The organism is Delftia sp. 60, from assembly GCF_002754395.1.
In the GTDB taxonomy this organism is placed as follows: Bacteria; Pseudomonadota; Gammaproteobacteria; order Burkholderiales; family Burkholderiaceae_C; genus Comamonas; species Comamonas acidovorans.
Map to the genome: position 1 here is coordinate 365,497 of NZ_PEFD01000001.1, position 12,971 is coordinate 378,467.

At 67.8% G+C, this 12,971-nt stretch carries 12 protein-coding genes; 5 read left to right on the plus strand and 7 right to left on the minus strand.

Going from position 1 to position 12,971, the window contains the following annotated elements; all coding sequences use genetic code 11:
• Positions 1-58 precede the first annotated feature (58 nt).
• The 3 genes from CLV01_RS01610 (at position 59) to CLV01_RS01620 (ending at position 2,432) form a co-directional block, all read left to right on the plus strand.
• Complete coding sequence (locus CLV01_RS01610; protein WP_099732511.1) at positions 59-532, plus strand: CidA/LrgA family protein; 474 nt, start codon at positions 59-61, stop codon at positions 530-532.
• Positions 533-537: 5 nt separating this feature from the next.
• Positions 538-1,230, plus strand: coding sequence for an LrgB family protein (locus tag CLV01_RS01615; RefSeq protein WP_013800125.1), 693 nt, complete (start codon positions 538-540; stop codon positions 1,228-1,230).
• A gap of 887 nt (positions 1,231-2,117) precedes the next feature.
• Positions 2,118-2,432, plus strand: a complete 315-nt coding sequence (locus CLV01_RS01620; RefSeq protein ID WP_099732510.1) for a hypothetical protein — start codon at positions 2,118-2,120, stop codon at positions 2,430-2,432.
• A gap of 104 nt (positions 2,433-2,536) precedes the next feature.
• Here CLV01_RS01620 and CLV01_RS01625 read toward each other — a convergent pair whose 3' ends face one another.
• The 7 genes from CLV01_RS01625 to CLV01_RS01655 form a co-directional block, all read right to left on the minus strand.
• A complete protein-coding gene (locus tag CLV01_RS01625; RefSeq protein WP_099732509.1) occupies positions 2,537-3,985 on the minus strand; it encodes an aldehyde dehydrogenase family protein in 1,449 nt (482 codons plus the stop codon).
• Between the two features lie 36 nt (positions 3,986-4,021).
• Positions 4,022-5,359 (minus strand): enolase C-terminal domain-like protein, encoded by a 1,338-nt coding sequence (locus CLV01_RS01630; RefSeq protein WP_099732508.1) that lies wholly within the window; start codon positions 5,357-5,359, stop codon positions 4,022-4,024.
• A 44-nt stretch (positions 5,360-5,403) separates the two neighbouring features.
• Positions 5,404-6,390 (minus strand): 2-hydroxyacid dehydrogenase, encoded by a 987-nt coding sequence (locus tag CLV01_RS01635; protein ID WP_099732507.1) that lies wholly within the window; start codon positions 6,388-6,390, stop codon positions 5,404-5,406.
• 105 nt (positions 6,391-6,495) lie between these two features.
• The gene (locus CLV01_RS01640; RefSeq protein WP_012202189.1) at positions 6,496-7,455 is read right to left on the minus strand and encodes a Bug family tripartite tricarboxylate transporter substrate binding protein; all 960 of its coding nucleotides are present in this window, start codon (positions 7,453-7,455) and stop codon (positions 6,496-6,498) included.
• A 58-nt stretch (positions 7,456-7,513) separates the two neighbouring features.
• Positions 7,514-8,425: a 5-dehydro-4-deoxyglucarate dehydratase gene (gene kdgD / locus CLV01_RS01645; RefSeq protein WP_034397728.1), complete on the minus strand. Its 912-nt coding sequence runs from the start codon at positions 8,423-8,425 to the stop codon at positions 7,514-7,516.
• Between the two features lie 46 nt (positions 8,426-8,471).
• The gene (locus CLV01_RS01650) at positions 8,472-9,449 is read right to left on the minus strand and encodes a Bug family tripartite tricarboxylate transporter substrate binding protein (RefSeq protein ID WP_013800130.1); all 978 of its coding nucleotides are present in this window, start codon (positions 9,447-9,449) and stop codon (positions 8,472-8,474) included.
• Between the two features lie 148 nt (positions 9,450-9,597).
• Positions 9,598-10,386: a FadR/GntR family transcriptional regulator gene (locus tag CLV01_RS01655; protein ID WP_099732506.1), complete on the minus strand. Its 789-nt coding sequence runs from the start codon at positions 10,384-10,386 to the stop codon at positions 9,598-9,600.
• An 83-nt stretch (positions 10,387-10,469) separates the two neighbouring features.
• Here CLV01_RS01655 and CLV01_RS01660 point away from each other — a divergent pair, with 83 nt between their 5' ends.
• Positions 10,470-11,786 carry a glucarate dehydratase family protein gene (locus tag CLV01_RS01660; RefSeq protein ID WP_099732505.1) on the plus strand — a complete coding sequence of 439 codons (1,317 nt, stop codon included), beginning with the start codon at positions 10,470-10,472 and terminating at the stop codon, positions 11,784-11,786.
• A gap of 50 nt (positions 11,787-11,836) precedes the next feature.
• Positions 11,837-12,835 (plus strand): Bug family tripartite tricarboxylate transporter substrate binding protein, encoded by a 999-nt coding sequence (locus CLV01_RS01665; RefSeq protein WP_063327751.1) that lies wholly within the window; start codon positions 11,837-11,839, stop codon positions 12,833-12,835.
• The last annotated feature ends 136 nt before the right edge of the window (positions 12,836-12,971 follow it).

Sequence of the window (12,971 nt, forward strand, 5' to 3'; positions counted from 1 at the left end):
TGAAAAAAATGGAGATTATTCATTTTACGAATCTGAGTGCAAACCCTAGGATTGCCCCATGTCAAAGATTTCCGCCATGCCCGTCCTGCGGCCACAGGTGTTTCAGGGCCTGCTGCACCGCTGCTGGCCGCTGCTGCGCGGCGTGCTGCAGGTGGGGCTGCTCAGTGCGCTGTGGGTGGCCATGGAGGCCGTGCGCGCCCATTTCGGCTGGGGCATGCCGGCCGGGCTGATCGGCTTCGCGCTGCTGGCCGTGGGCCTGTTCAGCGGGCTGGTCAAGGCCCGCTGGCTGCAGGGCGGCACCAACTGGCTGCTGGCCGAGATGCTGCTGTTCTTCGTGCCCGCCATGCTGGTCGTCACCGAATACACCGAGCTGATCCAGCACCAGGGCCTGCGCATCCTGGGCGTCATCGTGGCCAGCACGGCCTGCGTGATGGCCGCCACGGCGCTGGCCGTGGACCGCGTCTACCGGCTGGAGCTGTGGCTTGCCCGGCGCCGCTCCACGCGCGCCGGGCTGCACAGGAAGCAGGAGTGAACGCCATGTCCGACCAGGCCATAGGCCTGCTGTCGCTGCTGGCCACGCTGGCCTGCTATGCGGCCAACAAGCGCGTGTACCGCCGCCATCCGCATCCGCTGCTCATGCCCATCGTCGCCACGCCCATGGTGCTGATCGCGCTGGCGCTGCTGACCCATGTGCGCTACCCGCAGTACATCGCCCAGACACACTGGCTGGTCTGGCTGCTGGGCCCCACCACGGTGGCCTTTGCGCTGCCCCTGCACGAAAACCGCCACTTGCTGCGCAAGCACTGGATGTCGATCGCCACCGGCGTGCTCGTGGCCAGTGGCGTGTCCATTGCCACCACCATCTGGTTCGCACAGGCCTTCGGACTGCCCGTGGACCTGCAAAAGGGCCTGGCCGTGCGCTCGGTGACCACCCCCTTCGCCATCGAGGCCGAGCGCGTGCTGGGCGGGCCCACCGACCTGGCCGCGCTGTTCGTGCTGCTCACGGGCGTCAGCGGCATGCTCATGGGCGAGACCATCCTGCGGCTGCTGCCGCACGTGCGCAGCAAGCTGGCTGCGGGCGCCATTCTGGGTGGTGCCGCGCATGGCAGCGGGGTGGCGAAGGCGCGGCAGTTCGGGGATGTGCAGGCGGTGGTTGCTTCGTTGGTGATGATGATTGCGGGGGCGTTGAATGTGGTGGTGGCGCCTTGGGTGAGGGTGCTGTTTTTCTGAAGTGATTTTCTGAAGTGATGCGGGAGCTGCCATCCTTGGCCGGGGGTTGATGGCTGGGGCTTTTGGGGCCTGGCTGTCTTTGGGTTTGGGGCGGGATGGGGCTGCCCGTGAGGGCGTTCGCATGCCTTGCACATGGTCTTGACTCCCGCCCACCTTGTTTGCTTTTGGCTTAGGTGCAATCTTTTGCCCCTGCCGGGTGGTTGTTTTTCGAGGCCGGGTCTCGGCCCGGCAGCCGACTCACTTTCTTGTCTCGCTACAAGAAAGTGAGCAAAGAAAAGCGCCCGAATGTCCGCGACCCCTTCGCTGCGCTGCGGGGCCACCTGCGCCGTGGCGGTTGCGGGGTTCGCCGTGAAACTCACTTCGCTCTGCGAGCTACGTTCAAACAATCACGGCGAGTCAGATGACGAAGCAGTCCTGTCCTGCGGCAGGACTGCAACCCCGCAACCGCCACGGCGCAGGCGCGGACATACGGGGAGTGGGTGCGGGCCTTCGCTGCGCTCGGCCTGGGGCTTCGGGCGCTTGCGGTCCTGAATGCCTCTATCATTGCGGCGGCCCCCTGTTCAGGGGCTGGTGCGTAAGAACACCTTTAGAGTAAGCGGCGCTGCCTCCCCGTTAGCGAGGCCTTGTCACGTCTGATCACTCGGAAAGAGTGGGCATAGCGCCCGCTCGTCCATGCGGTTTTGGGCGGGATGGGGCTACCCGCAAGGGCGTCCGCACGGCTTGCTCTGTGTTCTTAACATCCCGTCCACCTGTCTGTGCGTAAGAACACGGGTCGGTGGGTTCGATCTCAGCAAGGAGCACGAAACCATGTACGCCGTTTTTCTCTCGGCCTTCTCCATCCAGTGTGCGCGCCGTCCAGGCGTGCCTGCCATGAGAGAGGTCGCGCCATGAATACCGCATCCACAATCCCCACCCAGGCCACATCGCAGCAGTTGAGCCATGCCGTGACCGAAATCGGCCGGCTGACGCTGCAGGGCAGCAGCGAGGTGTACTCGCTGGGCCAGCTGGCGCTGGCCTGGCTGGAGCGGCCCGAGGGCTACCGCAATCTGGAGGTGGTGGCCAATGCGCTGCAGGCCATTTGCGGGGCCGCGCAGCGGATGGAGGAGCTGGTGGAGGACGAGGTCAACTACGTGCATTGCCTGCAGGAAGACCCGGCGTATCTGCGGCGGATGGCAGCTGCTGCGGCGGCGTTCCAGCGCTGATTCGCTGGTCCGCTTGCCAGGGCGCCCCGGGCTGTTGACTCCCGGAATCCGCCCAATGAAAAAGCACCTCGAAAGGTGCTTTTTTCTCGTCAGCCGGATGCTGTTCAGGCCAGCGTGTAGGCGGTCTTAACCGTCGTATAGAACTCCTGCGCATAGCGGCCCTGTTCGCGCGGGCCGTAGCTGCTGCCCTTGCGGCCGCCGAAGGGCACGTGGTAGTCCACGCCGGCCGTGGGCAGGTTGACCATGACCATGCCGGCCTGGCTGTGGCGCTTGAAGTGGGTGGCGTGCTTGAGGCTGGTGGTGGCAATGCCTGCGGCCAGGCCGAAGGGGGTGTCGTTGGCTACGGCCAGGGCTTCCTCGTAGTCCTTCACGCGGATGACGCTGGCCACGGGGCCGAAGACTTCCTCGCGGTTGATGCGCATGGCGGCCTGGGTGTCTACGAACAGGGTGGGCGCCATGTAGTAGCCCTTGTTGCCGCTGCCGGTGTGGCAGGCGGCGGCTGCGCCGCCCGCAGCCAGCACGGCGCCTTCGGCCTTGGCGATTTCCACGTAGCTCAGGTCCTGCTCCAGCTGGGCCTGGCTGACCACGGGGCCCATGTCGGTGCCTGCGGCGCGGGCGTCGCCCACCTTGATCCTGGCCATGCGGGACTGCAGGGCCTCGATGAAGGCGGGGTAGATCCTGTCGGTGACGATGAGGCGGCTCGATGCCGTGCAGCGCTGGCCCGTGGAGTAGAAGCCGCTTTGCGCGGACAGCTCCACGGCCTGGGTGAGGTCGGCGTCGTCCAGCACGATCTGCGGGTTCTTGCCGCCCATCTCCAGCTGCACCTTCTTGCCGCTTTCCACGCAGGCGCGGGCAATGCCGCGGCCCACGCCGACGGAGCCGGTGAAGCTGATGGCGGCCACGTCGCTGTGGCGCACCAGGGCATCACCGATGACGCGGCCCGGGCCCATGACGAGGTTGAACACGCCGGCCGGAATGCCCGAGCGGTGAATGATGTCGGCCAGCGCCCAGGCGCTGCCGGGCACGAGGTCGGCAGGCTTCAGGACCACGCAGTTGCCGAAGGCCAGGGCCGGGGCGATCTTCCAGGCGGGAATGGCGATGGGGAAGTTCCACGGCGTGATCAGGCCCACCACGCCGACGGGCTCGCGCGTGATTTCCACGCCGATGCCGGGGCGCACGGAGGGCAGGGTCTCGCCGGCCAGGCGCAGGCATTCACCCGCGAAGAACTTGAAGATCTGGCCTGCGCGGCCGACTTCGCCGATGGCTTCGGGGCGGGTCTTGCCTTCCTCGCGCGCCAGCAGGTCGCCCAGCTCTTCCTTGCGGGCCAGGATTTCGTTGCCGATCTTGTCCAGGGCGTCGTGGCGGGCCTGGATGCCCGAGGTGCTCCAGGCGGGAAAGGCCGCGGCCGCCGCGGCGATGGCGGCTTCCACATCGGCGGCATTGCCCTGGGCGTACTCGCCGATCACATCGGACAGGTCGCTGGGGTTGGTGTTGGCGCTGTAGCCGTCGGCAGGCTTCCATTGGCCGTTGATGAGGTTGTCGTAGCGGGACATGAGGTGCTCCGGGAAAGGGGTAACGGAAGGAAGGGGTCAGCGGACCATGCAGGGGCGCTTGTTGTCGAAGGTCCAGCCCGGGATCAGGTATTGCATGGCCATGGCGTCATTGCGCGCGCCCAGGCCGTGCTCCAGGTAGAGGGCGTTGGCGCGCTGCAGCGCGGCGCGGTCCACGGTGACACCCAGGCCCGGGGTCTTGGGCACCTCGACGAAGCCGCCCTTGATCTGCAGCGGGTTCTGGGTGAGGTACTGGCCGTCCTGCCAGATCCAGTGCGTGTCGATGGCCGTGACCTTGCCGGGCACGGCGGCGGCCACGTGGGTGAACATGGCCAGCGAGATGTCGAAGTGGTTGTTGGAGTGCGAGCCCCAGGTCAGGCCCCAGTCGCGGCAGGTCTGGCCCACGCGCACGGAGCCGGCCATGGTCCAGAAATGCGGGTCGGCCAGGGGGATGTCCACGGACTGCAGCGACAGCGCATGCACCATCTGGCGCCAGTCGGTGGCGATCATGTTGGTGGCCGTGGGCAGGCCGGTGGCGCGGCGGAATTCGGCCATGACTTCGCGGCCCGAGAAGCCGTTCTCGGCGCCGCAGGGGTCTTCGGCATAGGCGAGCACGCCGTGCATGTCGCGCATGAGGCGGATGGCGTCCTTGAGCAGCCAGCCGCCGTTGGGGTCCAGCGTGACGCGCGCCTGCGGAAAGCGCCTGGCCAGCGCGGTGACGGCCTCCACTTCCTGCTCGCCGGCCAGCACGCCACCCTTGAGCTTGAAGTCGTTGAAGCCGTAGCGCGCGTGCGCCGCCTCGGCCTGGCGCACGATGGCGGCCGGGTCCATGGCGGTCATGTGGCGCACCTGCGTCCAGTCGTCGCTGCCGCTTTGGTCTTCGCCGGGCCTGACGTAGGGCAGGTCGGTCTTGTCGGTGGGGCCGGTGAAGAACAGGTAGCCCAGCATCTCCACGCGGTCGCGCTGCTGGCCTTCGCCCAGCAGGGCTGCCACGGGCACGCCCAGATGCTGGCCCAGCAGATCCAGCAGGGCCGACTCCACGGCGGTGACGGCATGCACGGCGATGCGCAGATCGAAGGTCTGCAGGCCGCGCCCGCCCGTGTCGCGCCCGGCCAGGGCCTGCTGCAGGTTCTGCAGCAGCTTGAGGTGGTTGCCCACGGACTGGCCGATGAGCAGCGCCTTGCTGTCCTCCAGCGCCTGGCGTATGCCTTCGCCGCCAGGCACTTCGCCCACACCGGTGTGGCCCGCGCTGTCGTGGACGAGCACGATGTTGCGCGTGAAGTAGGGCGCATGCGCGCCGCTGAGGTTCATGAGCATGCCGTCGCGGCCGGCGACGGGAATGACTTCGATCTCGGTGATGGTCGGGGTGGAGGACATGGCGTGCTCTTGGATCGTTTGGATCGGTCTCTGGGAAAAAACGGCTATGCGGCGGCGGTGGCCGCCTGCTGCGCGGCGGACCACGGCACCTCGGCCTCGGGCCGGCCCGTGGCGATGAACTGCGCCAGGTTGCGCAGCACGAGGTCGGCCATGGCGCGGCGGGTTTCATGCGTGCCGCTGGCGATGTGGGGCGCAAGCACCACGTTGTCCAGCGACAGCAGCTCGGCATGGGGGCGGGGCTCGTCCTCGAACACATCCAGGCCCGCGCCCGAGATGCGGCCCTGCTGCAGGGCCTGGACCAGGGCGGCCTCGTCGACCACGCTGCCGCGCGCCACGTTGATCAGAAAGCCCTGCGGGCCCAGCGCGTCCAGCACCTCTGCGTTGACCAGGTGCTGCGTGCCGTCGCCGCCTGCGGCCGTGATGACGAGGAAGTCGGCCCAGCGCGCCAGCTCCAGCAGCGAGGGCTGGTAGAGGTGGGGCGATCCCTCGACCGGGCGGCGGTTGTGATAGGCCACCTCCATGTCGAAACCGGCCGCGCGGCGCGCCACGGTGGAGCCGATGCGGCCCATGCCGAAGATGCCCAGGCGCTTGCCGCTGGCGCGCGTGCGGATGCCGAAGCGGCCCTGGCTCCAGTCGCCCCGGCGCACGAAGCGGTCGGACTCGCTCAGGCCACGCGCCGCATCCAGCAGCAGGGCAAAGGCCATGTCGGCCACGCAGTCGTCGAGCACGCCGGGCGTGTAGCCCACGCGCGCGCCCTGGCGCAGCAGGGACTCGCGGTCCAGCGCGTCAAAGCCCACGCCGAAGCTGCTCACGAAGCGCAGCCTGGGCAGGGCCTCCACCACGCTCGCGGGCACGCCCATGGCGGCCGAGGTGACCAGGTATTCGAACTGCGCGCCGTGCTCGGCGAGGAAGCGCTCGCGGTCGGGCTGCTCGGACAGCAGCGTCACCTCATAGGCCTGGGCCAGTTCGGCATCGAGCTGGGGGAGTGGCATCTTGCCGAACTGGAGAACGCGTGGACGGGAGGTCGCCATGCCTTGGAATCCTTGGAACTTGCGGGGGCTGGAAGCCCCGGTGAAAAGGGCCTGCGGTGCGCAGGCCAGCGGGAACGGCCCTGGGGCCGGCCCGTTGTTTCTAGCTCAATCAGCAGTGATTTTTCGGGTCTGGATCAGCTGCTTCCAGCGCTCCGACTCCTGGGCCTGGTAGCGCGTGAATTCCTCGGGCGTGTTGCCCACGATCTCCAGGCCCTGCTCCACGAAGCGCTTGCGGATGTCGGGCTGCTGCACGGAGGCGATGGCGGCCTTGGCCAGCTTGGCCTTCACATCGGCGGGCAGTCCCTTGGGGGCTGCCAGGCCTTGCCAGGAGTAGACCTCGGCACCCTTGACGCCGGCCTCGGCCAGCGTGGGCACATCGGGCAGCACGGGCGAGCGCTGGCTGCCGGTCACGGCGATCGCATGCAGCTTGCCGCTGCGCAGATGGGGCAGCACGGCGTTGACGTTCTGGAACGAGAAGTCCACCTGGCCACCGATCAGGTCGGTGATGGCCGGGGCGCCGCCCTTGTAGGGAACGTGCATGCCTTCGGTGCCGCTTTGCTGCCAGAACAGCTCGGCCGACAGATGGTCCGATGAGCCGTTGCCCGAACTCGCGAAACTGATCTTGCCGGGGTTGGCCTTGAGCGCGGCGATGACCTCGGCCACGGTGCGGGCCTTCTGCGCGGGGCTGGCCACGAGCACGTTGGGCGCCTGCACGGGGATGGTGATGTAGTCGAAGTCCTTGCCTGCGTCATAGGGCACGTTCTTGACCAGGTGCGGCGTGACCACGAAGGGGCCCAGCGAGGCCACCAGCAGCGTGTAGCCATCGGCCGGTGCGCGCTTGACGGCGCCCGCGCCGATGGTGCCCGTGGCGCCCGGTCGGTTTTCCACCACGAAGGGCTTGCCCAGCTGCTCGCCCATGCTCAGGGCCATGGCGCGCGCCACGGTGTCGGTGGAGCCTCCGGCCGGGAAGGGCACGATGATGTTGACGGCCTTGTCCGGAAAGCTGCCGGCCGCCTGCGCCGTGAGGGCCAGTGCGGCACCCAGCGTGATCAGAATCTTCTTCATGTTCTTGTCTCCTGGGGGGCGCAAGGGCCGGACTGGCCCCTGCGTCCGGTCTTGTGGCTTATTGCGGGCCGAGCTTGTCGATCAGGGCCTTGAGCTCTTCCAGCTCGGAGGGCTTGAGGTCCGTCAGCGGGGCGCGCACGGGGCCTGCGTCGTGGCCGACCAGCTTGGCGCCGGCCTTGATGATGCTCACGCCGTAGCCTTCGACGCGGTTGCGGATCTTCAGGTAGGGCATGAAGAATTCCTTGAGCAGCTTGTGCTGCGTGGCCGTGTCATCGGTGCGCACGGCTTCGTAGAACGCCATCGCCGTCTTGGGGATGAAGTTGAAGACGGCCGAGGAGTACACCGGCGTGCCCAGGGCCTTGTAGGCGGCCGCATAGACCTCGGCCGTGGGCAGGCCGCCCAGGTAGGCGAAGCGGTCGCCCATCTTCATGAAGATGGCGGACATGGTCTCGATGTTGCCCATGCCGTCCTTGAAGCCCACCAGGTTGGGGCAGCGCTCGGCCAGGATGGCCAGCGATTCGGGCGTGAAGCGGGTGCGGTCGCGGTTGTAGACGATGACGCCGAACTTCACGCTCTTGCAGACCTGCTCCACATGGGCGATCAGGCCTTCCTGGCCGGCTTCGGTCAGGTAGTGGGGCAGCAGCAGGACGCCGTGGGCGCCCAGGCGCTCCGCTTCCTGGGCATGGGCAATGGCCGTGCGCGTGGGGCCGCCGGCGCCCGCGATGATGGGCACCTTGCCGCGGCAGGTGTCCACGGCGGTCTTGATGATCTGGCCGTATTCCTCGCCGTACAGCGAGAAGTACTCGCCCGTGCCGCCGGCCGCGAACAGCGCGCTGGCGCCGTAGGGGGCCAGCCATTCGAGGCGGGCCGCATAGCCCTTGGCATTGAAGTTGCCGTTGCTGTCGAAGTCCGTCACGGGGAAGGACAGCAGGCCGGAACTCATCACGTCTTTGAGGTCTTGGGGGGTCATGGTGCTCTCGGGAATAAGGGTGGGGAAGAAAGAAAAAAGGGTGGAATCAGTCGAGCTTCAAACCGGCTGTTTGAACCACTTTTTGCCAGCGCTGGCGCTCGGTGGTCAGGAAGCGCGCGGTCTCGGCGGGGTTCATGGTCACGACCTCGGCGCCCTGGCCCGTGAGGCGGGCGCGCACCTCGGGCGAGCGGATGGCGGTGATCAGGGCCTCATGCAGGCGCTGGACCACGGCCTCGGGTGTCTTGGCCGGAACGACCACGCCTTGCCAGGTGCCGGTCTCGAAGCCGGGCACGCCCTGCTCGGCGATGGTGGGCACGTTGGCGGCCAGCGGCATGCGCGTGCCTTTGGAAAGGCCCAGCAGCTTGAGCTTGCCGCTTTGCACATGGGGGTAGGTGGCCAGCATGCCGTTCATCAGCACCTGGGTCTGGCCTGCCACCGTGTCCTGGATGGACTGCACGCCGCCCTTGTAGGGCACGTATTCCCAGCGGGCGCCCGTGGCGCGCGCCAGTTCCACGCCGGCCAGGTGCGGGGCGCTGCCCGTGGCGGTGACGGCAAAGCTCAGGTCTTCCTTCTTGGACAGGGCCACCAGCTCCTGCAGGTTGTTGGCCGGCACCGAGGGGTGGACCACCAGCAGGTGGGGCGAGTAGGCCAGCATGGCCGTGCCGCGCAGGTCCCGGGACAGGTCGAAGGACAGCTTGGTGTAGAGCGAGGGCGAGATGGCCAGCGCACCCAGGTCGCACAGCATCAGCGTGTGGCCGTCGGGCTGGGCCTTGGCCACCATGTCGGCGCCCAGGTTGCCGTTGGCGCCGGGCTTGTTCTCGATGACCACGGGCTGCTTGAGTTCTGCCGACAGCAGCGGGCCGATGGCGCGCGCAATGATGTCCGAGCTGCCGCCCGGCGGGTAGGGCACCACCAGGCGCAGCGGCCGCGTGGGCCAGTTGCTCTGGGCCAGCGCACCGGCGCCGGTGGCTACGAGGGCGGTGGCGCCAGCGGCGCGCAGGAACTGCTTTCGGCTCAGGGTCATGCTCTTGTCTCCGGGTTTTATGTTGTCAGTTGTCGTACAACTGAAGCCGATTTTTAACCGAGATCTGCAAGCAGTGATAAAGGGTTTTCCCTTGGTTGTCTGAATTCCCGTGACAAAGCCATGGGCCCCGAAAGGCCCATGGGAGCACTCAGGCAGCGCTGGTCTTTTGCGCCAGGCGCAGGCGTTCGCGGCTGTTGGTCAGGTGGATGCGCATGGCCGCGCGGGCCGAGTCGGCATCCTGGCGCTCGATGGCGGCGAGGATTTCCTCATGCTCGCGGTTGACGCGGCGCAGGTAATCGGGGTCGCGCTGGGGCTGGTGGATGGAGGCGATGCGCGTGCGCGGAATCAGCTGCGCGCCAAAGTGCCGCAGGATGTCGCCGAAGTAGCGGTTGCCCGTGGCCTCGGCGATCTGGGTGTGGAAGGCCAGGTCATGGGCCACCGTGTCCTCGCCGCGCGCAAAGGCGATCTCGAAGGCCTGCAGCGCCATGCGTATGCCCTGCAGCTGATCGGGGCTGCGGCGCAGCGCGGCCAGGCCGGCGCTTTCGGTCTCCAGGCTGATGCGCAGCTCCAGCACGGCCATCACGTCCACGGCGGCCGTCAGCTCGTCGGCATTGAGCATCAGCGTGGATGCGGGCTGGGCGGCGCGCACGAAGGTGCCTATGCCGTGGCGCGTCTCCACCAGGCCCGATGCCTGCAGGCGCGACAGCGCCTCGCGCACCACGGTGCGGCTGACTTCGTAGGTCTGCACCAGCGACGACTCCGTGGGCAGCTTCTCGCCTTCGGCCAGCAGGCCGTTGCGGATCTTGCTCGCGAACTCGTCGAACAGCAGGGCGGCCAGATTGCGGCCGCTGCGACCGGACTTTCCTCGCAGGGGAAGCTCGATCGTTGGGGGTGATGCGGGAAATCCCTTTGCCGAACTTTCCATGGTGCTGATCATAATCGCTCCAAGTTGTACGACAACGTATCACAAGACGTCCACGCCATCGAGTTTTTTCTGATCCTCCTGAGCCCGCATTCCAGATGAGCACCACCCACGCGACCCACGCGATCCGCCATATACGCATCACGCCCATTGCCTTCCGCGATCCGCCGTTGCTCAATGCGGCCGGCATCCACGAGCCCTGGGCGCTGCGCTCCATCATCGAGATCGAGACGGCATCGGGCCTGGTCGGCATCAACGAAAGCTATGGCGACCAGCCCATGCTCGATGCGCTGGCCAAGGCCGCGCCCGCGCTGGTGGGGCTGTCGCCCTGGGCGCTCAACGAGATGGAGGTCCGCGTCGCGGCCCTGGTGGCGCCGCCTGCGCTGACGGCCTCCGAATTCCTGGGCCAGCAGGTGTCGCTGGCGCCGGGCACGCATGTGTCCAAGACGGTGGCCAAGGTGGTCAGCGCCTTCGAGGTCGCCATGCTGGACCTGCAGGGCCAGATGGCCGGGGCGCCCATCGTGGACCTGCTGGGCGGCGCGGCGCGCGACAGCGTGCCGTTCTCTGCCTACCTGTTCTATAAGTACGCCGAGCACATCGACAGGCCCTATGGACCAGATTTTTCGCGCGACGCCTGGGGCGAGGCCCTGGCGCCGCAGCAGCTGGTGGAGCAGGCGCGGCGCATGATTGCGCAGTACGGCTTCCAGAGCATCAAGCTCAAGGCCGGCGCGCTGCCGCCCGAGCAGGAGGCGGCCGGTATCTTGGCGCTGGCCGATGCCTTTCCGGGCACGCCGCTGCGCATCGATCCCAATGGCAACTGGACGGTGGAGACCAGCCTGAAGATCGTGCAGCAGCTGCAGGGCGTGCTCGAGTACTACGAGGACCCGGCGCCCGGCCTGGACGGCATGGCCGCCGTGGCACGCGAGTGCGATGTGCCGCTGGCCACCAACATGGTGGTGACGGACTTTGCCGAATTCCGCCGCAACGCCGACATGGGCTGCCCCGTGAAGATCGTGCTCAGCGACCACCACTACTGGGGCGGGCTGCGCGCCACGCAGCGCCTGTCCACGCTGTGCCGCACCTTCGACCTGGGCTTGTCCATGCACAGCAACTCGCACCTGGGCGTGAGCCTGGTGGCCATGACGCACCTGTGCGCCAGCGTGCCCCTGCTGACCTATGCCTGCGACACGCACTACCCCTGGCAGGACGAGGAAGTCGTCGAGGGCGGCCGGCTGCAGTTCGAGCAGGGCAGCCTGCGCGTGCCCACGGCGCCCGGCCTGGGTGTGCGGCTGGACCGCGAGGCCCTGGCCCGCCTGCACGACAACTACCTGCACTGCGGCATCCGCAACCGCGACGACCTGGGGCAGATGCGCAAGTACGACCCCGCGTTCACCGGCCACCAGCCGCGCTTCTGAACCCGCTTTCACACCATTCCAACGACAAGCCCTTCCCGGAGACAAGCACCATGCAACGCCGCACACTCATCCAACATTCCCTCGCCAGCGCCCTGCTGCTGGGCACGGCCCTGGCCGCCATGCCCGCCGCCGCGCAGGGCAACTGGCCCACGGGCAAGCCCATCACCTACCTGGTGCCGTTCCCGCCTGGCGGCAATACCGATACGCTGGCGCGCGTGATCGCCCAGCCGCTGAGCAAGGCCCTGGGCACGCCCGTGGTGATCGAGAACAAGGGCGGCGCGGGCGGCAGCGTGGGCTCGGCCATTGCGGCGCGCGCACCGGCCGATGGCTACACCATCCTGGGCGGCACCATCAGCTCGCACGCCATCAATGTGAGCCTGTACGCCAAGCTGGACTACGACCCGGTCAAGTCCTTCACGCCGGTGGCCATGCTGGGCTCGGGCCCGCTGGTGCTGGTGGTGCCGGCCTCCAGCCCCTACAAGACGCTGGCCGACGTGCTGGCCGCCAGCAAGGCCAAGGCAGCGGCGGGCGGACTGACCTCGGCCTCGCCGGGCAGCGGCACCTCCAACCACATGGCGCTGGAGCTGCTGGGCTACCAGACGGGCGTGAAGTTCACCCACGTGCCCTACAAGGGCAGCGGCCCGGCCGTGCAGGACGTGATCGGCGGCCAGGTGGACATGATGTTCGACACCGCCCTGGTCGTCGGCCCCCACGTGCAGGCCGGCAAGCTGCGTCCCATCGCCGTGACCAGCTCGCGGCGCCTGGAGTCCCTGCCCGATGTGCCCACCATTGCCGAGGCGGGCGAGAAAGGCTTCGACATGGGCTCCTGGCAGGCCGTGTTCGCGCCCGCAGGCACGCCCAAGCCCATCGTGGACCGGCTGCATGCGGAGATCATGAAGATCGTCGCCACGCCCGAGGTGCAGGCGCGCCTGAAGAACTTCGGCATGCTGCCCTCGCAGATGACGCCGGCCGAGCTGGGCGAGTACCAGAAGGCCGAGGTGGTCAAGTGGGGGAAGGTGATCAAGGCTGCTGGAATTAAAGCAGAGTAAATAAAGCACCCCCTGAGCGGCTAGCGCCGCTTCCCCCTCTCTACTTGCTTCGCAAGGGAGGGGGACGACACCGTCGCTGCGGGGCGGCCCTTGCTTGGTGTCCCTCGCTTTGGGCCGCGCCGGTTGCGTGGGCTGT